Below are 26,139 nucleotides of genomic sequence, written 5' to 3'. Positions count from 1 at the left end.
TTCATTCTTAATTATTAATTCTCAATTTCTAAGGGATTAATCTATTTTTATAGAAAATTTATTTTCCAAAGTATATATTAAATTTTCGCATTGTATCCCTATATCACCGTTTTATAAAAAATTTAATTTCTTCTTTTTTAACTGCTCCTAATACATATACTAAAAAGCCATAGATTCCAATACCCAAAAGTACTGAAATTAATACAGATAGTACATTAGCTATATAATTACTGCTTACTATTTTATTAAACATACTTAATAAATTACTTTGGAAAATATAACAGCCTATTCCCATAATTAAAGATGAAATTACCACCTTTAAGCTAAAATCATATAATCTTAATTTTATATTTAACTCTTTATTTATATAATATTGATTTAAAATGGCTGGAATTAAAAAACTAATACCTATTCCCACTATTGCACCTTTGATATTTATAGATGGTATTCCTACTAGAATATAGTTTACCGCTATTCTAAATACACTTCCTATAAATATGTGTGAAAACAATCTATATGTTCTAGACATACTTTGAAGTATAGTAACTTGAATTTGCATTATAGACCATAATAATATAATAATGGCACCATATCTCATAAGAACATACCCTTCTACCGCAGTAGGATATAGCATTTTATATATAGGAGAACTTAAAACCGTAAGCCCTACAAATGCTGGTATTGAAATTAATATACAAAGTTTAAATCCATAGGATATTTTATTTTGTAAATTTATATTATCCTTTAATGCTAAAGAAGAAGCCATAGATGGAAGTAATGCCGTAGATAATGCAGATATTATAGTCATCGGCACATTAATTAAAGTGTTAAAATTCCCTAATATACCAGAAAGCTTATCTGCATGAGAACCATCAAATCCGATATATAATAATCTACCCTTTATCTGTGCTAAATCCACTAAACTAATAAATTGCTGCAATCCTAAAATTAAAGTTACAGGAATAGCATACTTTAATATTTCTTTTAATATATGTGGTAAAAAGCTATAGCTATATTTCTCTTTTTCTGATTTTATAAAAAGAATTCTTAAATAAATTAATGTTATTAGCGCACCTGTAAAAGAGCCTATGGTAGCTCCTGCGCATCCTTTTGCTATACCACCTTCAATCCATTTTGATGCAAAATATAAGCTCACTGGTACATCTATAATTTTCTCAACTATTTCTGAAATGGCTGTAGGCATCATATTTCTCTTTCCTTGGAAATATCCCCTATAAGCCGCTAGTATACCTGATATCAAAACAGTAGGTGAAAGCATTTTTATTGCTAAATATGCATCAGGATAATTCAATAAGTTTGCTAAAGAATTTGAAAAGAAAAACATAATTAATCCTATTCCAATACCGAATATATAAATAATTACTTTTGCATTTTCAAAACACTGTCTAGAGGATTTTTCATTATCTATAGAAGTATAATGAGCTACTACCTTAGATATCGCTACAGACACACCTAAATTAATAGTGTATATAAATGCAAAAAAAATATAAGCAATATTATAAACCCCATAGCCTCCTGTGGTAATAATTCTATTTAATATAGGTACATACAATAGTGAAACTAACTTCACAATTAATGAAGATATAGATAATACTAAAAAACCTTTACTTGTAGATTGTGCCTTCATAATCAATCCTCTCTTTATATCAAATATTTTAAATTTATAATAATCATTCTATATTAAATAGCATTATTTAACAACATTCTTAAATGAAGGCTTCACAATCATATTTTAAATAAATCTTTATTATTAGTGTTTATAATAGAAAAACATGGCCTCTAAACCATGTTTTAAAAATATAAAAGTATCTCTAACTTTTCTTTAATATCCATCTATCTTTAACAGCTTCCTCTAAAAATTCTCTTTTTCCCATATATTCTCTTAATAAATCTCTTAAGTATTCTTTATTATATATCTCATTTTTATTATTTTTTAGTGATTTATATCCTGTTCCTCTTTGAAGATAATCTGATGTTGCCACTCTATACCATTTATCATCTTGAAGCTTTTCTCCATTAATAAAGATATCCTTTACCTTTCTGCCATCATGCTCTATTAATGCTTTAGAAACATGAATTCTGCCTAAATATTTCCCTCTAAAACCTGGTCCACTTCCATCCATAAAACAAACATCGCTATCTAAAGAAGACTGAAAAGCTTCTCTTAAATATTTTCCTTGTATTTCAAAATAAGTTGGATTTAAAGGTGATGTACATATCTCAAGAATCTTTTTACTTGAAACTTCACCCTTTCTAATCCCTCCATTAATTACTCCACTATTTATAATACCTATATCACAGCTAAATACATGAGCTAAAGCATCTGCAAGTAAGTTTGTAATAGGATTTTCTTCCGCCACATCATGCCATAAATCAATAGGTATGCTATATAATGGCTTCATTAAATTATCTAATGCTTTTTCTTTATTATCTTTTAATATGTTTATTATATTTTCACATAAATCACAAGCGTTTACATTTATGTTTTCACCTTCTAATAATTCTACATTATTTTTATGGATTTTAATTTTTAATAACCCTAAATTTTCTCCATAACATCCAGATGTATGTATAATAGTATTATTAATTATTTCTGGCTTGTCCATTAATATGTGAAAATGACCTCCTATTATTATATTAACCTCATCTATCTCTTTTGCAATTTCTCTATCTTTATCCATTCCTAAATGAGATAACACCAGGCATAAATCATACTTCCCATTATTTAACTCTATCTCTTCCTTTATAGACCCTATAGGATCTTTGGTTTCTATGCCACTTAATGTATTAAATACTCCTAAGTCAGGAGATGCCCCTATAATTAAAACTTTTACACCATTTTTATTTATTATTGTACTCTTTTTAACCCCTTTAATATTCTCAAATCCTAGTTTATAAAGATTACAGCCTAAAAATGGAACCTTTGATGCAGTTGCCATATTCGTTAATATATCAAGTCCATTAAAAGTTTCATTATTTCCTATAGCTATCGCATCATATCCAATATACTCTAGTAAATCTACTGCTGCAATTCCATCAGTGCCCTGTAGCTCCATTCGTTTAAAGTCAGCAAAATCTCCTCCATCAAGAATTATGGTATTTTCATCTTTTAATTCCTCTATTTTAGATACTATTTTAGAAAATTTCTCATAATTACTGTGAATATCATTGGTATGAAGTATAGTTAATTCCATTCTCCCAACCTCCATAATATATTAAAATTTTAATCTTTAATCAACTTTATTTTATATATTCTCTAGCAAATTTTTATTATTCACCTTTTAATGCCACAGTTACTCTCTCATTAGCTCCTTCAATTATTTCTTCAGGATATCCTATAAATTTTAGAAGCTTAATTGCATTTCTTGTTGGAGATACTCCCTTTTTCATTAGATAATCAAATTTTAATCCCTCTTTTTCATCTACTAATTCTGAGAAATAATAACATTCATACTTATCTTTAGCAACCTCTGTAAGTTCTAAATCATGAGTTGCTATAAGTGATAATGCATTTCTATCCATAATATATTTAATAATTTCTGTTGATGATGCAACTCTTTCAATAGGGTTTGTACCTCTAAATATCTCATCTATCATACAAAATGTAGTTATATTTCCTTCTAAAGAATTTAAAATTCTAAGTAATGCTTCCGCCTCTCCTAAATAATAACTTTTACCACTATTTACATCGTCAGTAATACTAAGAGAAGTTAATAATTTAAAATAGCTTCCTTTATATTCTTTAGCGCATACAGTATATATTGTTTGAGCTAATAATATATTAATTCCTACAGTTCTCAAAAATGTAGATTTACCAGACATATTTGATCCGGTAAGTATAATACCTTTTTTATCAAGGGCTATGCTATTTGCTATTGGTTCATCAATAAGAGGATGTACTCCCTCAACTATTGATATATATTGATCATTGTCTACAAAATTTGGTTTACAATATCCCTTTACTCTTTCCCTATATGCTGCTACAGCAATTAAAGCATCTAGTTCACCTAAAGTAGTATATACTTCTATTAAATGCTCCCTATTTTTTTGTATTATTTCAATTATGCTATAATAAGCTCTAATTTTCGTTAAGAATATGCTATTTGCATAATCCATTAAGACATCTACACCTTCAACGGAAGACAAGAATATAGCTTTTTTATCTATTGTATTGCAATATTTTAAATTATCATTTATATTTTTAATTTTATCCTCTAACTGTTGATTTTTAACTTTACATAAATTTTTACTTATAGATATTAAACTTCCTAGATAAGCGATAGAATCTACTTCATCCACTATTTCGCTAGTAGATTTATGATGGATAAAAGTATTAATAGCAAATGATATAATCATATATGAAATAGCTTTACTACCTATAATAAAATAACTGGCTCCTGCCACTATTGGTAATAGAGCTAAAAGGCTATAACCATATTTCTTCATTTTATCTACTTTAGTTGTACTATTAAATAAATTTATTATATCTCCGCTTCCTTGTTTACCCAGATTAGTTAAATTAACCTGTATTTCTTCTCTTATGCTATTATCACTTTGAAATAATTCTATAATCTCATCTCTACTTTTAAGTTCTTCCCTTTTTAATTTAGGAGTCCTTAAAATATGATAAAGCATATGCTCCCCTGCTGTTGTAATTGTACTATCAATTTTTTTATAAACATCATTTAAATCTAAATCATTAGCAGTTTGGTCATCAATAGTATATCCTATCTTTTCACCATAAAAATCAATACTTATCTCTTTAAAAAACTTAACGATTTTATTAAAATCTCTTTTAGTTTCTACTTCATTAGGCCAATTTCCTTTTAAATAAAGTATTTTTTTGTATCTCTTTTCTTTGCTATAAAAGTAAACCGCAATTGCTGCCAATAATATACATAGCGGAATTCCTATTTGATAATATAATACACCTTTTTCTCTTCCCAGTATCAATGTTCCTAGTATACATCCACCCATTAATCCTAGAAAAAACATAAAGGATGCTTTACACATAAGTATTTTTCGTCTCATTTTTCCATCTCCCTTAAGTCTTATAAAATTCTATAAATATGGTATCACACTTTTAAATAATAAGAAACTTTCACACTACAGAATTCAAAACTTCTCTTGAGAGAAGTATTCATAATTGGCAATTGAGGTCGAAATTATTTTTGATCAAAATATTTTTTTTAATCTATATTGACTAATAATCCAATTGCTAGTTTTTCTATAGCGAACACTGTTCGCCGCTACAATTAATCAATTCAAAACTTCTTCCGCAAGGAAAAGTATCCTCAATTGTCCATTGTCAATCGTCAATTGTATAAGTATAAGTCTTTTATAATAAATTAAAATGTTATATACTATTTAGTTGTATAAAAATTACGAAAGGATGATTTAATTTATGGATTTTAAAAATGAAAACTCTTTAATATATAAAATAACTACTTTGGGATTTCCTTTTATAGCTATTGTAGTTAGTATTTTTTCTATATTTTATAAGAATCTTAATGAAGAGCAAAAAATTATATCAATTTTAGTTTCTAATGGATTCTTAATAGTAGGCTTCATATTTATTGGAATAAAGACTATACATGCTAGAAATAAGAAAAAAGAAGGAAGGTTATTTTTCTTTACTGCTGGTATACTTACTTTATTCTGGATTGAAAGATTACTTACTGTAATAAGATAAAAAAATCGTGATTGAATCACGATTTTTTTTATTTTAATAATTTATAAATTTTGAATTATACATTGCTTTAAGCTATTTATTTATTACATATAGTTGATGCAGCGCTCTTGTCGCCATTACATACATCAATTTGTTAGCATTACTATATCCTTCTTCTATAAAATTATTTTCTTTAACTATTATTACTCCATCAAACTCTAGCCCTTTTGCAAAATAAGAAGGTATTACAACAACACCATGAGAATATTGTATGTAATCTTTATCTATTAATTTAAAATTCAACTTATGTTTTAATCCTTCACTTAGTTCAAGTGCTTCTCCATTATTGTAAGTAATAATAGCAATGTTCTCTAGCTTTTCACTTCTCATACTATCAACTATTTCAATTATTTTATCATTTAATTCATTACTATTTTCTAAATTTATTTCTTTAACTTCACTACCGCTTCTAACTAATGGTACTATGTTACTGCTAGTTAAAAACTCATTAGCATATTCCATTATTTCTTTAGTGGAACGATAACTCTTATGAAGATTAAAATGCTCTACATCGAAGTCTTCAATATAATCTTCTATATTCGACATAGCTACCACACCTTGAAGAGGAAGTATTCTTTGATTGCTGTCTCCTACAATAGTAAAAGATTTACATCTAGCTAATTCTTTAATTACAATAAACTGCATAGGTGAATAATCCTGAGCTTCATCAATTACTATATGTTTAATTTCCTCTTTTAATTTTAACCCTTCTAATTTAACCTTTAAATAAAGTATTGCACTTAAGTCACCTTCATGTAACTCTTTATTATTATTAATTTCATTGTACAATTTAAAAGTATCTGGTGAGTTTAAATAAGTTAAATTCTTCTTTAAGTTCATTAAATCCTGAATAAGTTCCCTTATACTAAGCTTTCTTTGGAAATCTAAATTATTTATATGAAGTAGTAATTCATCTTTAGGAATAGCTTCTTTTTCTTCTTTATATTTCTTTTCAATTTCTCTAAACTCCTCATCCCTGGCATCTTTTAGTTTAGAGTATATAATTCTTTTTATTTTCTTACTACGTCTAAATAAAGGTAAGTTGCTAAAATACACATTAAACATCTTTTCCATTTCATCTTTAGATATAACTATCTTATCTCTAAAAATAATGTCCTTATATTCAAAGTAATCTTTATTAAGATCCTTTATATAATTATCTAAATAATTTTTATAATCTAAAGAAGCTTTATAGGCTATATCCTTACTAAGTTCTTCATCGCCTTTTAATATTTTTTCCATAACTTCTTTTAATGTTAATACTTCTTCAATATCTAAAAGGTCTAATGCAAAATCTAAAAAAGTATTTTGCTTTGCTCCACTTTCTCCAAGACTAGGTAATACCTCAGAAATGTAATCCATAAATATACTATTAGGCCCTAAAATTAATACCTTATCTTCTAAAAGTTTTCTATAATTATATAAAAGATATGCCACCCTATGAAGAGCTATAGTGGTTTTTCCACTTCCTGCAACTCCATCAACAACAACTACTTTATTCTTTTCTTCTCTTATAATATCATCCTGTTCTTTCTGTATAGTCATAATTATATCTTTTAACTTTTCAGAAGAATTTTTACTTAATACCATTTGAAGTATTTCATCATTAATATTTATATCTGAGTCAAACATTCCTTCTAAAATACTCTTTTTAATTATAAACTGCCTTCTTGCTAATATATTCACTTTTACTCTTCCCATAGGTGCTTCATAATCTGCCTCATTTAGAGTTCCATTATAAAAAAGTGATGCTATAGGAGCCCTCCAATCTATGATAAGGGGTTCAAAGCTATCCTCTGGTGTTACTCCAAAACGTCCTATATAAATTTTTTCAACACCAAAATCTTCTTCTCTAAAATCTACCCTTCCAAAATAGGGAGAACTTTTAAGTATATTAAATTCTTTGAGCTTTCTATCTATAGTTTTAAAGGCCTCTTCTTTAACAAATCTTTCGTGGTCAAAGTATTCTATTATTTTATCCTCATCATCTTTATATTCATCAAGAATTCCTTTTCTATAATCTAATATATATTTAGTAACATCTTTACGTTTTTCTAGGTTCTGTAATATCTCTTGATTTAATACTTCTATAACTTTTTTTAACTTTTCTTCTTCTAATGAAAACTCCAATTCTTGTCTAAGGTTTTCTTCTATTTCTTTCTTGTGCAAAATATCATTTCCTTTCTTAATAAAGTAATATAAGATTTTAACATTACTATAGTTGCGTGTGATTAAATTCTCATTATATGTAAAATTAAATAATATTAGATATTTAAAATAAAATGGCAGCTCAAAGATGTGAATTATATTTTGCATTAAGCAGATAGATAATTTTCTATGATAGCTCAAATTATGACAACCAGTATGATAAATAAATTAATGATTAACTAACTATTTTTTGAATGTATTTTATTAATCTTTGAAAAGTACAAAGGTTTATATTAAATAGTATTAACATAAACCTTTGTATATAAATCTAGTGAATTATCTCTATTTTACTCTACCAAATTACATAAAATATTTCTAGTGCTGCTCTATTATAAAATAAATTCTTCATGTAACTTCTAATATAACCATGTGTTTATTAAAAATATTTTATATAAATAAAGACTAAATCTCAATATTACATTATGCCTTTATATTTAAGTTAAAAAAGTTAATATATTTAATACTATAATAAAAGCTAATGCGAAAATACTCATAATAATAATTACTGAACATAAATTTATCGTTACCTTAGCTAATTTATTATTGACTCCTTTTGTAGTAGAAGCATATTTAATAGATATAATGGAACTAACTATACTTATGAAAATAAATCCTAAGGCTATTAATGTAGAATTAACTATAGGTGTACATAACACCATTATTATAATTATTAATGATATTATTGGCAATATAACCATCTATTTTCTCCTATTTTACCTAAACCTATATTCTTAATTATCTTAAAAAATAATTAATTATTTATTAAGATATCTTATATGATTTTAAATATAATTATACCATACTTAGTAGGTATTTAATTAGTTAAAACATAATAATTAAAAGTCATAAAAATTTGGTGGAACACTTAACAAATTAACTTTTAATAAACTAATTAACAATATGTACATATTATACCACTTTATTCCTTGTATATCTATGAAATATTTGCAATATATTAAAAAGAAAATAACTAGTCAAAAACAATTCATATATTTTACATTAGATAAGCCAATAACTTTTCATGAAAGCTAAACTATCATGAAGTTCAAAAGGCATAATCTAATGAAAAACAGACTGTCATCCTGACTAGTTAATTTTTTAAACATGTCTTATTAATTGCAACTATATTAACTATTTTGCCAGCTCATATAGTGAATATGCATATATTTTCGTTATATTTATTAAATCTTCTACTTCTATATATTCATTAGGTTGATGTATTGCACTTGGTTCTCCTGGAAATGTTGGTCCAAAAGCAACTGTATTTGGCATTTCTTTAGCATAAGTACCTCCACCTATTGAAATTAATTCTGCCTCTTTGCCCGTTTGCTCATTATAAACTTTGGCTAAAGTCTGAATTAGTGGATGATCTGATGAGAAGTATAATGGTGTTTGATGAGAAAAGTCTTCTATAGCTATTCCAGTTCCCTCTAGCGTTTTATTTAATGGTTTCATCATATCATCTAATGTTTTTGTTACAGGATATCTTAAATTTAAAGTAATTACTCCTTTATCCTTGTTTATAGCTATCTTACCTACATTAAAAGATAATTTTCCAGAATCTTTATCTTCAAGATATATACCAAAACCTTCCCCATTAAGATCCATTCCTATCTTTTCTCCTAAGAATTTAATGTAGCTCGATAATTCGTCATTTCCTAAGTCCAATGTTGCTAAGAATGTTATAAGCTGCATTATAGCATTTTTTCCTAGTTCAGGAGTACTTCCATGTGCTGAAATTCCTATAGATTTAATTTTAACTTCAGATCCATTCACTTCTGAGCTCATATCATATTCATTATCTAAGATAAATCTTTTTAATTTCTCAACAACTTCTGCAGTATTTTTACAAATCAATAATGCTTCTGCATAATCTGGTACCATGTTAGCAGCGTTTCCACCTATTATATTTTCTATAACTATGTCTCCAGTAGGTGCTGATGTAAAATTTTTAACTAGATCAAATATAGTTATTCCTTTTTCTCCATTTATTATTGGAAAATCTGCATCTGGAGTAAATGCTGCTACTGGTGCTGATTCTTTTTGCAAATAGTAAGGTATATCTTCTCCACCAGTTTCCTCATTGGTTCCAAATATTATTCTTATTTTTTTAGATAATGGAAGTCCTGCATCTTTTATAGCTTTTAGACCATAAAGGCATGCAATGATAGGTCCTTTATCATCTGTTGTACCCCTTCCATACATCTTACCATCATGAATTTCTGCCCCATATGGAGGATATATCCATCCATCTCCTTCTGGTACTAAATCTATGTGACCTAGTGCAGCAACATATTCTTCTCCTTCTCCATATTCTGCATAGCCTGCATAGCCATCAACATTTACTGTCTTAAATCCTAATTCTTTAGAAATTTCAAGAGCACATTGAAGCGCTTTATCTACTTCTTCTCCAAAAGGCATTCCAGGTTTTGCTTCTCCTTCAAGACTTTTTATTTTAACTATTTCTTTTACTGAATTTATTATACCATTGCTCATTTCATCAATTCTTTTATTAATTTCCATAACCACCCATTCCCTTCATAAAAAATTATACATTGGTATCTTCATTAAATTATTTTCTCTTATTTATGAATTTCCATTAATTATTTATTAACTAATTATTAATATAGTGTTATTATTACATATTTTAGAAACAAACTCAACAATGATATTAAGTATTGTTCTAATATTAAAACTATTTAAAATTTATATTCAAATAGCAACTTTTTATTTTTGCTGACAATTTATATTGATTTCCAAAATAAAATTATAATTAATAGATCTGACCTTTTAATTTATACTTCCTAATTATGCATTAAAACATCAATCTTCTATTTAATTTATAATCATGAGACACTGTTCTCCTCTGCAGTTAATTAATATATAGTTTTCATGAATTTAATAAAAAACACTAGTAACTTAAGCTACTAGTGTTTTTTCCTATTGCAGTTTTCCAAATCTAGAAAATGGTTTTATTATAAATCTTGCTTTTCCCATTATATCATCGTATGATATGCACGGATTTTCCCAATATCTTGCGTCAAGTGAGTTTGCTCTATTATCTCCCATAAATATATAAGAATTTTCAGGTATCTGTACTGTCATTTCTTTATCGCTATTATATATTACATACGGTTCATCTAATTTTTCACCATTTATATATACCGTTCCATCACTTTTCACATTAATAGTCTCCCCTGGAAGCCCAATTAACCTTTTAATTAAATCTTCACCTAACTCTTTAGAATGGAAAACTAAAATATCCCCTCTATTCAAGGATTTTTCGCCATAATTCCTAGTTACAAAAATTTTATCTCGTGGGTGTATTGTAGGATACATCGACTCTGTAGGCACACTAACATTAAAAAAAATAAATTTATTAACTAAAATTGCTAATCCTACAGCACATAGTATAGGTATACCCCATTCCTTAACAAACTTTTTAAATAAATCCAAATCTATCAACTCCTAAATTTTACCTAATTCCATATTACACAGATAATATTATATCACAAAATTTTTTATTATACATTATTTAGATTTTACATTGTTATATAATTCTACTAGTATTAAACTAAATTTTTAATGCAATGCTTATGTCTATAACGAAAAAGAGAAATTTATTTAGATAAAAATTGTACAAAAATAAAGAAGCCATCTATCCTGACTAAACTTTAGTCATTTTATAGTAGCTCCTTTTTTATTATTTTAATTTTCCAAATCTAGAAAATGGTTTTATTATAAATCTTGCTTTTCCCCTTATATCATCGTATGGTATGTACGGATTTTCCCAATATCTTGCGTCAAATGAGTTTGCCCTATTATCTCCCATAAATACATAAGAATTTTCAGGTACATGCAGTGTTGCCTCTTTATTATCATTATATACCACATACGGCTCGTCCAATTTTTCACCATTTATATATACTGTCCCATCACTTTTTACATCTATAGTATCTCCTGGTAGTCCAATTAATCTCTTTATCAAATCTTTTTTTAATTCTTTAGAATGAAAAACTAAAACCTCTCCTCTTTTAAGAGATTTTTCGCTATAATTCCTAGTTACAAAAATTTTATCCCCTACTTGTATAGTAGGGTGCATAGATTCAGTAGGTATCCTAACATTAAAGAAAATAAATTTATTAACTAAAAGTGCTAGCCCTACAGCACATAGTATAGGTATCCCCCATTCCTTAACAAACTTTTTAAATAAATCCAAATCTATCAACTCCTAAATTTTACCTAACTCCATATTACATAGATAATATTATATCATAACTTTTTTCATTATTCAGTATTTTATACATCTTCAAAAATTCTTATTTAAACAATACAAATTCTACATTTATTTTTAACTTTTCCTATCCTCTACCAATACTTATCGACTATCTCTTAAATAAAAATAACCATATCTCCTTTTATTTTAAGGACAATATGGTTACCTTTTATTATATTTACAATTTTCCTATATCACTTCTATAATATATTCCATTAAAATTTATATTTTTTATATCCACATAAGCTTTTTCTCTTGCTTCTTCTATACTTTCTCCTAAAGCTGTAATTCCTAAGACTCTTCCACCTGAAGTTAAAAGCTGGCTGCCTGTTCTTGTTGCTCCTGCTAAGAAGACTTTACTATCTATATTATCTAATCCTGTTATTTCAAATCCGCTTTTATATTCTAATGGATATCCCTCTGATGAAGCTATCACACAGCATGCATGAGCTTTTTTAAATAGTACCTTACTCCTATTTAATTTTTTGTCTAACGCTTCCATCATAATATGAACTAAATCACTTTCCATTAGTGGAAGTACAACCTGAGTTTCAGGATCGCCCATCCTTACGTTATACTCTAATAAATAAATACCTTTTTTAGTAATCATTATTCCAAAAAATATTATTCCTACATAATCCATATTTTCTGATTTTATTCCTTTTAATGTAGGAGACATGATATTTTCATAAAATTCCTTTAAAACTTCTTCATTACAGTGAGGGTTAGGTGCTAAAGTACCCATTCCCCCTGTATTAGGTCCACTATTTCCATCATATATAGCTTTATGATCTTTTGAAGATATAAAGGGTATAATAGTTTCTCCGTCAGTTATAGATAGTATGGATGCCTCCACACCTTCTAAAAATTCCTCTATAATTATAGATTTGCCTGCTCCAGAAAATATATCCTTCTCCATAAATTCTTTTATTGTATTATTAGCTTCCTCCATATTGTTAGCTATAACAACACCTTTTCCTGCCGCTAATCCATCTGCTTTAATAACTGCTGGAAAATTACAATGTTCTATATATTTTAAAGCCTCTCTTACATCATTAAAGCTTTCATATTCTGCAGTTTTCACCCCATACTTTTTCATAAAAGCCTTAGAAAAACTTTTACTACCTTCTAACTTCGCCCCTTCTTTACTCGGTCCAAAAATCTTTAAATCATGCGCTTTAAAGATATCTACTATCCCCTCACAAAGAGGTGTCTCCGGCCCAACTACAGTTAGATCTATCTCATTTTCATAGGCGAAAGTTAAATATTCATTAATGCTTTTCAAATTTACATTTTCACATTTATCTTCAAAAGCTGTGCCGCCATTACCTGGTGCGCAATAAATCTTTTTAACTAAACTGCTTTGTGACATTTTCCATGCTAATGTATGCTCTCTTCCACCATTACCAATTAATAATATCTTCATAATTATACCACCTTTTATTCAATTGAAAATTGATGATTGACAATGGACAATTTTTAATGTTTAAAGTGCCTTAATCCAGTAAATACCATAGCTATTCCTTGTTCATCACAAGCTTTTATTGATTCTTCATCTCTCATAGAACCGCCAGGTTGGATTATAGCCTTAATTCCAGATCTTGCAGCTTCATCTACGCAATCTCTAAATGGGAAGTATGCATCTGAAGCTAATACAAATCCACCGTCTCCTCTTTCCAATGCCTGCGTAGTGGCCCAAATTCTGTTCACTTGTCCGCCTGCTATACCTGTAGCTTTTCCATCTTTAACTACTACAATAGCATTAGATTTAACATATTTAGCTACCTTCATACCTATAATTAAATCCTGCATTTCCTCTTCACTAGGTGACTTCTTAGTTACAACCTTTATTTCATCTATTAATTTATTATCAACAGTTTGTACTAATACTCCTCCATCAACAGTTACCATTTCTCTATTATCCATTGGCTTTGAATTACATTTTATTATTCTCAAGTTTTTCTTTCTTTTTAATATTTCTAAAGCTTCCTCTGTGAAATTTGGAGCAATTATTATTTCTAAAAAGGTTTTTACCATCTCTTCTGCTGTGTCCTTGTCTACAGTATTATTTATTGCTACTATTCCACCAAAAATTGATATAGGATCACATTCATATGCTTTAATGTACGCTTCTTTAGCAGTTTCTCCAACTGCTACTCCACAAGGACTATTGTGCTTCAATCCACAACAAGCTATTTCTTCAAATTCATTAACTACTTTCCATGCAATATCCATATCTTTAATATTGTTATAAGAAAGTTCTTTACCATTTAACTCTATTATATTATTCATCATTCCACTACCATCTGCATTTTTATAAACTGCTGCACTTTGATGTGGATTTTCCCCATATCTTAAAGCTTTACTTTTTATGTAGGAAGCAGAAAGATATTCTTCATATATTTCATCATTTTCTAATAAAAATTTCGAAATTGCCGCATCATAAGCAGAGGTCAAATTAAAAACTTTAGCTGCAAACTTCTTACGAGTAGCATAATCTACCTCCCCCTGCTCACCTATTTGCTTCATAATCTCACTGTAGTCATTTATATCACTTACAACAAGTACATCTTTGAAATTTTTAGCTGCACTTCTTATCATGCTTGGTCCACCAATATCAATAAATTCAACTTTTTCTTCAAAAGTTAAGTCTTCTTTGACCTTTTCAAAGAATGGATATAGATTTACACAAACTAAATCTATTGTGTTAATTTGTCTTTCCTTTATAGTTTTCATATGACTTTCGTTATTTCTAAGCGCTAATATACCACCATGAATAGCTGGATGAAGTGTTTTAACTCTACCATCTAACATTTCTTCTGACTTTGTAACTTCTGATACCTCTATTACATCAATACCATTTTCTTTTAAATATTTGTAAGTACCGCCACTAGATATTATTTCTACCTCCTTACTTACCAAAAACTTAGCAAAATCTAATATATTAGTTTTATCAAAAACACTTATTAATGCTCTTTTTATCATATCAACTACTCCTTTATGTAAACTACTCTTCCCTCAATCTTAACCTTATCTTCACTTATAAGTTTTATAGCCTCTGGCAATGCTTTATGTTCCTCAATTAAAATTTTCTTTTGTAAACTTTCCGCAGAATCTTCTCCATATACATTTACAGTATTTTGAAGTATTATAGCCCCTGTATCTGTTCCTTCATCTACAAAATGAACAGTACATCCACTAACTTTAACTCCATAATTAATAGCTGCTTCATGAACTTTTATACCATACATGCCCTTGCCACAGAAGTTAGGTATTAATGAAGGATGAATATTTATTATCTTATTTTTAAAATTCTCAATAAAGTCCTTATTTAATATAGAAGTAAACCCTGCTAAAACTATTAAATTAACCTTATTCTTTAGCACCTTTAAAATTTCATCACTTAAGGATTCACTATACTTTTTTCTATCAAAAACCATAGTTTTTATATCATTTTCTCTTGCCCTTTTTATTCCATAGGCGTTTTCTCTATCGCTAATAACATATTCAATAGTACAGTTTTTTAAATATCCAGAGTTTATATTATCAATTATACTTTGAAGATTTGAGCCGCCACCTGATATTAAAACTGCTATTTTAAGCACACTCCTTCACCTCCAGCAGCTACAGTACCAATTTTATATGCCTTTTCTCCCATTTCTTCTAATGCTCTCATTATATTTTCGCTGTCTCTTTCATTTACACACAGAACCATTCCAATTCCCATATTGTAAGTATTAAACATATGAGACTCATCTACACCTTTTTTCATCAAATACTTAAAAATTTCAGGAATCTCAAAGGAACTTTTATCAATAATAGCAGTAAAGTTTCCTTTAAACATTCTTGGAATATTTTCATAAAAACCACCACCGGTTATATGTGCCATTCCTTTTATATTGAATTTATCTATTAAATTAAGGAGAGGTTTAACATATATTTTAGTAGGTTCAAGTAAAATCTCTCCTATTGTTTTCTCACCTAAAATTTCATCATAATTTTCAACTAATTTTCTAACTAATGAATATCCATTACTATGGACTCCTGAAGAAGCAATTCCTATTAGAGTATCCCCTTCTTCTATAGTGCTTCCATCTATTATATTTTTCTTATCTACTATTCCTACTGCAAAACCTGCCACGTCATAATCCCCAGCTTTATACATACCAGGCATTTCTGCTGTTTCTCCACCAATTAATGCTGCATTACTTTCAATACAGCCGTTAGAAACTCCTTTTACTATATCTGCTGCTATATTAGAATCTAATTTTCCGCAAGCTATATAATCAAGGAAAAATAATGGTTTTGCACCATGACATAAAATATCGTTAACACACATTGCTACACAATCAATCCCAATAGTATCAAATTTATTTAATTTTATTGCAATTTCAAGTTTAGTTCCTACACCATCAGTACCAGAAACTAATACAGGATTTTCATAGCCGCTTCCTATTTCAAACATTCCTGCAAAACTTCCAAGTCCATTTAAAACTCCACTAGTAAAAGTTTTTGAAGTGTAATTTTTCATAAGCTGTACTGCTTTATATCCTTCTTCAATGTTAACTCCAGCATCCTTGTATGTTATCATTATTTTACCCTTCTTTCCAAAATATTTTTTTAAAGAAGAAAGTTTAAATATAGGACTTCACAATGGGAATTTAACTTATACATGATTTCAATTTCCATAACAAAAATCTTTTTTAAATGCAAATTAAGAATGAAAAATGAAGAATTATGGTTAGAACTACATGGTCAAAGTCTTTGTAGTTTTTTAAAAATAAATTTTATTTTAAGAANNTTAAGAAATTCACCTTTAGTGAATTTCTTCCTAAATTCTTCACTCTTAATTATTAATTCTTAACTTCTAAGGATTTAAGATATTTTTATAGAAAATTTATTTTTCGAAGATGTTTTAAATTTTCGCATTGTATCCCTATACTTATGGCTTAATTCAATAAAATGTTAGTTAAATATAATGACTCCCAATTTACCTTTTAAATTATCTATGTGATGATCACAAATATTATTGATTATTTTAAGTCTTTAATCTTCACTTGATTTAATTGGAGCAGAAATTGGATATTCTCCATCAAAACATCCTAAACAGAAACCTTCACCTTTTCCCAAACATTCTAAAAGGCCTTTTTGAGTTAAATACCCTAGAGTATCTGCACCTATTATTTCTCTTATTTCTTCTACTTTCATATTTGCTCCTATAAGGCCTTTTCTATAAGGAGTATCTATTCCAAAATAGCAAGGAAATTTAACCACAGGTGAACAGACTCTAAAATGCACCTCTTTTGCTCCGGCTTTTCTTAAAAGTTCAACTAACCGTTTACTTGTAGTTCCTCTAACTATTGAATCATCTATTAGAACTACCTTTTTACCCTCTACATTTTCTTTTAATACATTTAACTTAACATTAACAGCATTTTCTCTCTCTTCTTGGCAAGGAGTAATAAATGTTCTTCCTATATATCTATTTTTTATAAGTCCTATTTCATAAGGTATTCCTGAAGCTTTTGCATAACCCATAGCTGCTGATACCCCTGAATCCGGAACTGCAACTACTATATCTGCATCCACTGGATACTCTTCATAAAGCTTCTTACCTGCTTTAACTCTAGATGAATGCACACTTATGCCATCAATTATTGTATCTGGCCTTGCAAAATATATATATTCAAAGGAACAAATTGCTTTTATGCTTTTTTCCGCAAAATTGATACTTTTTATTCCTTCATTATTTATAACCACAATTTCTCCTGGCTCAATATCTCTTACATATTCCGCTCCTGTAGCATCTAACGCACAACTTTCTGAAGCTATAACATAGCTCTCTCCAATCTTTCCAAGACATAACGGCCTAATACCATGCGGATCTCTAACACCTATCAATTCATTTTCTGTTAAAATTACAATACCAAAAGATCCTTTTATTGCTTGCACTGTATCTACTACTGCATTTAGAATACCTTTTTTAGCACCCCTAGCTATAAGATTTAAAATAACTTCAGAATCTATGGAAGTTTGAAAAATACATCCTGAATCCTCAAGTAATTCTCTTATAATATCTGCATTTATTAAATTTCCATTATGAGCTATAGCAATATTTCCTAGTTTAAACTCTCCAAGTACAGGTTGTGCATTTTTCACAGAACTATCTCCAGCAGTAGAATATCTAACATGTCCAACTGCTGAATGTCCTGTAAGCTGATTTAATATTTCATTATTAAATACTTCTGAAACTAAGCCCATATCTTTGTGACACTTCATCTTTTTACCATTATAAGTAACTATACCTGAACTTTCTTGCCCTCTATGTTGAAGAGCATATAATCCATAATAAGTTCTTCTTGCCACATCTAAATTATCACCTAAGTTAAAAATTCCATATACACCACATTCATCATGGAATTTATCTGGATCATAGTTATTATAAACATATCCGTCTTTTAAAGGTAATTCCATTATCTTCATATCCTCCATCTTCATAACCTTAGGCATCTAAAAGAAAATAATAAACCAAATATATTATATAGATGTACCACTTCTAAATTTAATCTATCCCTGAAAGTAATCAGCATTTATCGGTAATACCATTAATACTACTAAATTCACAGTTCACAATTCACAATTGTGGACATTTCTAAGCTACCTCTGAGAAATTTAGAATTTATTCCGTAGCGGCGAACAGTGTTCGCCATAATCACTAGCAATTTTATATTGCTAGTTAAAAATATGTTTTAGGAAATTATTTTTCTAAAAAAATAATTTCTTCCTTAATTGTGCATTGTGAATTGTGCATTAATTTTAAAGTTGTGAATTAATATATCAAGCTGTAACTTATATTCATACATACATTAAATTTTAGAGTAATTTACTATTTTCCTAAAGATGTCTTATAATTATCTTTTAAACCTTATAACTATTTCATCATTCTATTCAATACTTCAGTATATCCTTCTACTAAATCTCCAATGCCTCTTCTAAATCTATCTTTATCAAGCTTTTCTCCTGTAGTCATATCCCAAAGTCTACAAGTATCAGGTGAAATCTCATCTGCTAATAGAATTTCTCCGTTTAATCTACCAAATTCTAATTTAAAATCTATCAGCTTTATATTTTGAGCTTTAAAGAATTCTGTTAAAAGTTCATTTACTTCTGCAGCTACTCCATAAATATAATATAATTCATCAAAGGTCGCAATCTCCATAGCTACTGCATGATAATCATTCATTAATGGGTCTCCTAGATCATCATTTTTATAACTTAATTCAAATACTGTAGTTTTAAGCTCTGTTCCTTCCTCTAATCCATATCTTTTAGCCATACTTCCTGCTGCCACATTTCTTACTATAACTTCAAGAGGTATTATTTCTACCTTTTTACAAATTTGTTCTCTATCACTTACTTTTTTGATAAAATGAGTTTTTACACCTTTTTCATTTAGCATTTCAAATAATAATGAAGTAATACTGTTGTTTAATATTCCTTTTGAAGCTATAGAAGCTTTTTTCTCTCCGTTAAAAGCTGTTGCATCATCTTTATAGTAAACTAAAACTTCATCTGAGTTATCTGTTGAAAATATTTTTTTAGCTTTTCCTTCGTACATTAATACTTTATTTTCCATTATAGTTCAACCCCTTCTCCATTTTCTTTTATAAAGTTTTCTTTCATACTCTTTCTATACTCTACTAATTTTTCTTTAACTTCTGGATATTTATTTGCTAATATTTGTACCGCTAACATTCCCGCATTATAGCTATTATTAATTCCAACTGTTGCTACTGGTATTGATTTTGGCATTTGAACTATAGAGTATAGTGCATCTAATCCCTCAATAGCTCCTTTTATAGGAACTCCTATTACAGGAATTAAAGTTTTCGATGCTATAACTCCTGGAAGATGGGCAGCAAGCCCTGCTCCTGCAATTATGCATTCGCATCCTTTATCTTCAAGTTCATTAAGTACTTCTCCCAATCTTTCCGGTACTCTATGAGCAGATAAAATATGTGCTTCAAATTCTATATCAAACTCCCTCAAACATTTTGCTGCATTTCTCATTACCTCTGTATCTGATCTACTACCAAAAATTATTGCTACTCTCATATAGAACCTCCAAAATTTTATTTTTTAAATATATAAATCTTCATTCTCAATTTTTAGGCTAAGAATGTTGAAATAACTAGGAAATATTGTTGAATTTTCATATCGACTTTGTCTAATTACTTCATTTTAAACCTCTTATTTAAAATAATTAACTCCACTTTCAAATATTTTCTGCTCATGATTTCCTATAACATTTTTAATTACATTCTTTCCTACTCTTTCACTATGCCCCATTTTCCCCAAAACTCTTCCATCTGGGCTTGTTATTCCTTCTATAGCATAACAAGAACCATTAGGATTAAATTTTATATCATAGGTTGGATTACCTTCAAAATCTACATATTGAGTAGCAACTTGATTATTCTCAAATAACTTCTTAATATTTTCCTCATCTGCATAAAATCTTCCCTCACCATGAGAAACCGGTATAGTATGAATTTCTCCTACCTTCATTGAATTAAACCATGGTGAAGAATTTGAAACTATTTTAGTATTGACCATACAGGATATATGCCTTCCTATAGCATTATAAGTTAGGGTTGGACTATCTTCCTTAATATCTACAATTTCTCCATAAGTAACTAGTCCTAACTTTATAAGTGCTTGGAAGCCATTACATATGCCTAATATCAATCCATCTCTGTTTTTAAGTAAATTCATAATTTCATATTTAATCTTTTCATTTCTAAAAATTGTAGCTATAAATTTCCCAGATCCGTCTGGCTCATCTCCAGCACTAAATCCTCCTGGAAGCATAACTATTTGTGATTTAGAAATTTGATTTGCTAATTCATCAATAGAATTTTCGATATGTCTTGAACTTAAATTATTAAATACTAAGGTATTTACTTCCCCACCTGCTTTTACAAATGCTCTTTCACAATCATATTCGCAGTTTGTACCTGGAAATATTGGTATTAGCACCTTAGGTTTTGATACCTTTATTAATGGCGATTTAATTGAATTATTTATTTTTGAACTATAATTTTTTATTTTCTCATTTTCAAACCTATTATCTGAATAATCTGCTTGGAATATATCTTTTAATGTATCCTCAAAATCATTTTGAAGTTCTTCTAATGAAATTGTTTCCCCATTAATGTTAATTTCATATTTTTCTATAGTACTTCCTAAAAGAGTGTATTCCACGTCATTTAATTCTTCCTCAATATTTATGTGATTTTCTAATTCTAAAACAATGCTACCGTATCTTGGCTCACTCAATTCCCTTAAAGAAATATTATTATTAAAGCTAAATCCAATTTTATTTCCAAAGCACATTTTACTTATAGATTCAATTGCTCCACCAGACTTTACAGTATGAGATGCAAGCACTTTTCCTCTATTTATTAAAGAATGAACTAGCTCATAATTTTTCTTTAAACTGTCAAAATCCAGAACTTCTCTTTTATCTCTTCTTGAATTTATAACCACTACTTTACTATTTAAAGCTTTAAATTCTTGTGAAATCACTTTATTTACATTTACAGTAGAAACCCCAAAAGATATTAATGTAGGTGGCACGTTTAAATCTTTAAAAGTACCAGACATACTATCTTTTCCACCTATAGCTGGTATTTGAAGCTGATCTTCAGCATACAGTGCACCTAATAATGCTGAAAAAGGTTTACCCCATTTTCTTTTATCTGTACCTAGCTTTTCAAAATATTCTTGAAGAGATAATCTAATATTTTTGTAGTCTCCTCCTAATGCAACAATCTTTGTGACACTTTCTACTACAGCATATAATCCTCCATGGAAAGGACTCCATTCTGATATATATGGATTAAAGCCATGTGCCATTATTGTTCCTGTTGCAGTTTCTCCATCTAAAACTGGAATTTTCCCTACCATACCTTCACTTGGAGTACTTTGACTTTTTCCTCCAAAAGGCATAAGTACTGTGTTTCCACCTATTGAACTATCAAACATTTCCACAAGTCCTTTTTGGGAGCATATATTTAAATCCTTCAATGTATTCTTAAAACATTCTTTTACAGACTCACTTTTAAACTTGCTTTTACTAAAATAATTCTCATCTTTCAAAGGCTCTTTCACTTCAATATTTATATAACTCTTAGCACCATTAGTATCTAAAAACTCTCTTGAAAGACTTACTATTTCCTTTTCTCTCCAAGTCATAGTAACTCGCTTATCGTTAGTGACCACTGCTACTACTACAGCTTCTAAATTTTCTTCTTCTGCAAGTTTAATAAATTTTTCTGCATGATTTTTTTCAACTACTACTGCCATTCTTTCCTGAGACTCTGATATTGCAATTTCTGTTCCATCTAATCCTTCATATTTTTTAGTTACTAAATCCAGATTTATATTTATTCCTTCTGCAAGTTCTCCTATTGCAACAGAAACTCCTCCAGCACCAAAATCATTGCATTTTTTAATTAAAGTTGTAGCTTCCTTTTTTCTAAATAATCTTTGGATTTTTCTTTCTATTGGAGCATTTCCTTTTTGAACCTCTGCTCCGCAGCTTTCAAGGGAATTTTCACTATGCTCCTTAGAGGAACCAGATGCTCCGCCTATTCCATCCCTACCTGTTCTTCCTCCAAGTAAAATTATTACATCGCCGCTTTCTGGAGTTTTTCTTATTACATTTTCATAAGGTGCTGCAGCTATTACTGCTCCAACTTCCATTCTTTTAGCTAAATAGCCTTCATGATAGATTTCTGCTACATGGCCGGTAGCAAGACCTATTTGATTTCCATAGCTACTATAACCTTTTGCTGCCTCTTTTGTTATTTTTCTTTGTGGTAATTTCCCCTTTAAAGTCTTTTCAATTGGCGTTCTAGGATCTCCACTTCCAGTAACCCTCATTGCTTGATAAACATAACTTCTACCAGATAGCGGATCCCTTATAGCACCGCCTAAACATGTAGATGCACCACCAAAAGGTTCAATTTCTGTAGGATGATTATGGGTTTCATTTTTAAACATTATTAAATATTTTTCTAATTTTTCATCTACATTTACATCAACAACTATGCTACAAGCATTAATTTCATCAGATATATCTAAATCATTCAATTTTCCTGAAGCTCTTAGCTTCTTCATTCCTATAACAGCCATATCCATTAATGTCATAGGTTTTTCTTTATCTTTATATAACTCTTCTCTATATTTCTTATAAATATCAAAACCTTCTTTTATAGCTTCTGTGTATTTTCCATCTTCAAAACTTATATCCTCTAAAATAGTCTGGAAGGTTGTATGTCTACAGTGATCTGACCAATAAGTATCTATTACTTTTATTTCTGTAACTGTAGGCTCTCTCTGTTCTTCCTCTCTAAAATATTTTTGAATAAGTTCCAAATCCTCTATATTCATTGCTAACGAATGATAGCCTAAAAACTCATTTAGTTCTTTTTCATCTAAATTAATGAAATTCTTTAGTATTTCTACATCCTTTGGTTCTTTACTTTCTACTTCAAGACTTTTGCATTCTCCTATAGAAGCTTCTCTCGAATCTACATTATTTATATAGTATTTTTTTATTTTTTCAAAATCTTCATCACTAATATTTCCATTTAAGGTTATAATCTTTGAGCTTTTAACCTTAGGCATTTCCTTTTGGGTCATTATTTGTATGCATTGTGCAGCAGAGTCTGCTCTCTGATCGTATTGTCCTGGTACATACTCCACTGAAAATACTCTTTTACCATCAAATTTAAAATCTCCATCATAAACTTTATCTATATTGGATTCACTTAAAATATTAGCTTTTATTTCTTTATATTCACCCTCATTAATTCCTTCTATGTCATATCTGTTGATTACTCTAACGTCCTTTAAGCCATCTACTCTTAAGAGATGTTTAAAATCCTTTAATAAACCTTCACTCTCCAAGTCAAAATTCGTTTTTTTCTCTACAAACACTGTAAAAATATCTTTTCTCATCTTTTCCCCCTTGAGTAATCCTTTATTATTACGAACTTTATTTTATTTTTTATTATTATCGTTCGATAATTATATTATAATATATTATTATCATTTTTAAAAGTACTTTTTATAAAATTTTATTAAAAATATTCGTATATATACAAACTATAATATATTTTTTCTATTCATTGTATGTATTTCTTATGTTTTCTATGAATTATTTTTATATAATAATACACCTTTTAGTATTGCTATAAATATTTATATATATCTATAGTATAACTCCATCATAGATAAACTACTTTGAAAATTAATGTATAGCTTAATATAGCTACAAATTTGAATATTTCAATTCACAGTGCACAACTTAGATCAGTGCACAATTCACAATTCACAGTGCACAGTTAAGAAAGAAATTATTTTTTTAGAAAAATAATTTCTTAAAATATATTTTTGGCTAGCAATTTTATATTGCTAGTCTTTTAAAAAAGTTACTGCGTAACTTTAAGAAATATTCACAACTGTGAATTCAATAGTATTAGTGGCAATATCAATAAATGTTAATTGTTTTTAGGGATAGATCAAATTTAGAAGTGGTACATCTATATATAAATATACTATTCTTAAATTTAATATATACATTCAAAAAATTGTGTTAACAAATTGTTTTAGCTTACCTTTATGCAATTGAGAATTGACGATTGACAATGGACAATTGCTGATACTTCTCTCTTATAAGAAAAGTTTTTAATTAATTTTTTTTCAGGTGACACAGTAACTTGTATTAAAAAATCTATTAAAGAAATTAGTTTGATTAAAACTAATTTCCACCATAATTGTCAATTGTTCATTATCCATTTTCCATTGATCAAAGCTGGAATTTGTAGATTATAATTACATAATGCTCAATATTATTAAAGAATATTTAAAATTTAAATACAAATAATAATATCGTAAGGCAAAGAAAAATTAAATATAATATGAGGAGGAAACTGTCATGAAAAATATGGAAAATAGAAAAAATAAAAAACAAGGTCTTAAAGATTCAGCAAATGAATTACAAAATGTGCAAAATGACTTAAGAAACAATGAAAAAAATGAATTAGATGATAATCAAAATTGTGGAAGTTGTCAAGATTGTCAAAATTGTGATTTACAATAAGGAAATGAAATAAATATTTAAGAAAAAATAAGAACCTCTAAATCTTAGAGTTTCTTATTTTTTTTATAAGTTAGATTAATAATCAAATAAGCGTGACCTAAGTCACGCTCATCTTTATATCCATATTCAATTGTAAGTCTGCTATTTTAAGACTATAATCCTCTTTCGTAAGCTTCCACCATTTTCTTAACCATTTGTCCGCCAATTGAACCAGCTTCTCTAGATGTTAAGTCTCCGTTGTAACCATTTTTAAGATTAACTCCTACCTCTTTAGCAGCTTCCATTTTAAAGTTGTTTAATCCTTCTCTAGCTTCTGGTACTAAAACTCTATTTCTGCTCATACAAATTGCCTCCTTATTTTTAAGTTAATGGTACATTAAATGTAATCATTAGCTATATTATTAGTATTCATTTTAAATCTTTACTTATAGCATTTAATTTTTGGCAGTTATTATAAATTTCTTTCGTAAGATTCAACCATTTTTTTAACCATTTGTCCGCCAACTGAACCATTTTCTCTAGAAGTTAAGTCTCCGTTGTAACCATTTTTAAGATTAACTCCTACTTCTTTAGCAGCTTCCATTTTAAAGTTGTTTAATCCTTCTCTAGCTTGTGGAACTAATATTCTGTTGTTATTAGCCATTTCTTGAACGCCTCCTTTTTATTTAGTAATAATTAATTATAATCCTCTTTCGTAAGATTCAACCATTTTCTTAACCATTTGTCCGCCAA

The 26,139-nt window shown here is 28.5% G+C and carries 21 protein-coding genes; 2 read left to right on the top strand and 19 right to left on the bottom strand.

The window, feature by feature from the left end:
- Window positions 1-103: 103 nt before the first annotated feature.
- From B2W91_RS14710 to B2W91_RS14700, 3 genes are all read right to left on the bottom strand, one after another.
- Window positions 104-1,648, bottom strand: a complete 1,545-nt coding sequence (locus tag B2W91_RS14710; RefSeq protein WP_291582296.1) for a putative polysaccharide biosynthesis protein — start codon at window positions 1,646-1,648, stop codon at window positions 104-106.
- A 184-nt stretch (window positions 1,649-1,832) separates the two neighbouring features.
- Complete coding sequence (locus B2W91_RS14705) at window positions 1,833-3,215, bottom strand: bifunctional metallophosphatase/5'-nucleotidase (RefSeq protein WP_291582295.1); 1,383 nt, start codon at window positions 3,213-3,215, stop codon at window positions 1,833-1,835.
- A 76-nt stretch (window positions 3,216-3,291) separates the two neighbouring features.
- Window positions 3,292-5,052, bottom strand: a complete 1,761-nt coding sequence (locus tag B2W91_RS14700; protein ID WP_291582294.1) for a MutS-related protein — start codon at window positions 5,050-5,052, stop codon at window positions 3,292-3,294.
- Between the two features lie 373 nt (window positions 5,053-5,425).
- Here B2W91_RS14700 and B2W91_RS14695 point away from each other — a divergent pair, with 373 nt between their 5' ends.
- On the top strand, window positions 5,426-5,713 hold the full coding sequence (locus tag B2W91_RS14695; protein ID WP_291582293.1) for a hypothetical protein: 288 nt from the start codon (window positions 5,426-5,428) through the stop codon (window positions 5,711-5,713).
- Between the two features lie 72 nt (window positions 5,714-5,785).
- Here the strand turns inward: B2W91_RS14695 and B2W91_RS14690 are convergent, their stop codons facing one another.
- The 13 genes from B2W91_RS14690 to B2W91_RS14630 form a co-directional block, all read right to left on the bottom strand.
- Window positions 5,786-7,921, bottom strand: a complete 2,136-nt coding sequence (locus B2W91_RS14690; protein ID WP_291582291.1) for a HelD family protein — start codon at window positions 7,919-7,921, stop codon at window positions 5,786-5,788.
- A 473-nt stretch (window positions 7,922-8,394) separates the two neighbouring features.
- The gene (locus B2W91_RS14685; protein ID WP_291582290.1) at window positions 8,395-8,658 is read right to left on the bottom strand and encodes a hypothetical protein; all 264 of its coding nucleotides are present in this window, start codon (window positions 8,656-8,658) and stop codon (window positions 8,395-8,397) included.
- Window positions 8,659-9,091: 433 nt separating this feature from the next.
- Window positions 9,092-10,483 (bottom strand): dipeptidase PepV, encoded by a 1,392-nt coding sequence (gene pepV, locus B2W91_RS14680; protein ID WP_291582289.1) that lies wholly within the window; start codon window positions 10,481-10,483, stop codon window positions 9,092-9,094.
- Window positions 10,484-10,900: 417 nt separating this feature from the next.
- A complete protein-coding gene (lepB, locus tag B2W91_RS14675) occupies window positions 10,901-11,416 on the bottom strand; it encodes a signal peptidase I (protein WP_291582288.1) in 516 nt (171 codons plus the stop codon).
- A 247-nt stretch (window positions 11,417-11,663) separates the two neighbouring features.
- Window positions 11,664-12,179 (bottom strand): signal peptidase I, encoded by a 516-nt coding sequence (gene lepB, locus B2W91_RS14670; RefSeq protein ID WP_291582287.1) that lies wholly within the window; start codon window positions 12,177-12,179, stop codon window positions 11,664-11,666.
- A gap of 235 nt (window positions 12,180-12,414) precedes the next feature.
- Window positions 12,415-13,662 carry a phosphoribosylamine--glycine ligase gene (purD, locus tag B2W91_RS14665; protein WP_291582286.1) on the bottom strand — a complete coding sequence of 416 codons (1,248 nt, stop codon included), beginning with the start codon at window positions 13,660-13,662 and terminating at the stop codon, window positions 12,415-12,417.
- A gap of 53 nt (window positions 13,663-13,715) precedes the next feature.
- Window positions 13,716-15,221 (bottom strand): bifunctional phosphoribosylaminoimidazolecarboxamide formyltransferase/IMP cyclohydrolase, encoded by a 1,506-nt coding sequence (gene purH / locus B2W91_RS14660; protein WP_291582284.1) that lies wholly within the window; start codon window positions 15,219-15,221, stop codon window positions 13,716-13,718.
- A gap of 5 nt (window positions 15,222-15,226) precedes the next feature.
- The gene (gene purN, locus B2W91_RS14655) at window positions 15,227-15,841 is read right to left on the bottom strand and encodes a phosphoribosylglycinamide formyltransferase (protein ID WP_291582283.1); all 615 of its coding nucleotides are present in this window, start codon (window positions 15,839-15,841) and stop codon (window positions 15,227-15,229) included.
- The gene (purM, locus tag B2W91_RS14650) at window positions 15,829-16,827 is read right to left on the bottom strand and encodes a phosphoribosylformylglycinamidine cyclo-ligase (RefSeq protein ID WP_291582281.1); all 999 of its coding nucleotides are present in this window, start codon (window positions 16,825-16,827) and stop codon (window positions 15,829-15,831) included. The genes purN and purM overlap by 13 nt, the downstream gene beginning before the upstream one ends.
- 455 nt (window positions 16,828-17,282) lie before the next feature.
- Window positions 17,283-18,719: an amidophosphoribosyltransferase gene (purF, locus tag B2W91_RS14645; protein ID WP_291582279.1), complete on the bottom strand. Its 1,437-nt coding sequence runs from the start codon at window positions 18,717-18,719 to the stop codon at window positions 17,283-17,285.
- Window positions 18,720-19,167: 448 nt separating this feature from the next.
- The gene (gene purC, locus B2W91_RS14640; protein ID WP_291582276.1) at window positions 19,168-19,872 is read right to left on the bottom strand and encodes a phosphoribosylaminoimidazolesuccinocarboxamide synthase; all 705 of its coding nucleotides are present in this window, start codon (window positions 19,870-19,872) and stop codon (window positions 19,168-19,170) included.
- A complete protein-coding gene (gene purE, locus B2W91_RS14635) occupies window positions 19,872-20,351 on the bottom strand; it encodes a 5-(carboxyamino)imidazole ribonucleotide mutase (RefSeq protein ID WP_291582274.1) in 480 nt (159 codons plus the stop codon). Before purE ends, purC begins: the two co-directional genes overlap by 1 nt.
- Before the next feature lie 135 nt (window positions 20,352-20,486).
- A complete protein-coding gene (locus tag B2W91_RS14630) occupies window positions 20,487-24,263 on the bottom strand; it encodes a phosphoribosylformylglycinamidine synthase (RefSeq protein ID WP_291582272.1) in 3,777 nt (1,258 codons plus the stop codon).
- A 979-nt stretch (window positions 24,264-25,242) separates the two neighbouring features.
- Here B2W91_RS14630 and B2W91_RS14625 point away from each other — a divergent pair.
- On the top strand, window positions 25,243-25,407 hold the full coding sequence (locus B2W91_RS14625) for a hypothetical protein (protein ID WP_291582269.1): 165 nt from the start codon (window positions 25,243-25,245) through the stop codon (window positions 25,405-25,407).
- Between the two features lie 152 nt (window positions 25,408-25,559).
- Here B2W91_RS14625 and B2W91_RS14620 read toward each other — a convergent pair whose 3' ends face one another.
- The 3 genes from B2W91_RS14620 to B2W91_RS21080 all read right to left on the bottom strand — a co-directional run.
- On the bottom strand, window positions 25,560-25,748 hold the full coding sequence (locus B2W91_RS14620) for an alpha/beta-type small acid-soluble spore protein (protein WP_039632431.1): 189 nt from the start codon (window positions 25,746-25,748) through the stop codon (window positions 25,560-25,562).
- Between the two features lie 110 nt (window positions 25,749-25,858).
- Complete coding sequence (locus B2W91_RS14615; RefSeq protein ID WP_291582267.1) at window positions 25,859-26,050, bottom strand: alpha/beta-type small acid-soluble spore protein; 192 nt, start codon at window positions 26,048-26,050, stop codon at window positions 25,859-25,861.
- 36 nt (window positions 26,051-26,086) lie between these two features.
- Window positions 26,087-26,139: small, acid-soluble spore protein, alpha/beta type (locus B2W91_RS21080; protein WP_414633129.1), on the bottom strand; the 53-nt coding region annotated here is incomplete at its 5' end.

Origin of the sequence: Clostridium sp. UBA6640 (assembly GCF_002455975.1) — a bacterium.
Taxonomy (GTDB): domain Bacteria; phylum Bacillota; class Clostridia; order Clostridiales; family Clostridiaceae; genus Clostridium_J.
Note: the sequence above shows the minus strand (reverse complement) of the source record. Positions and strands in the feature narration are given on the sequence as shown.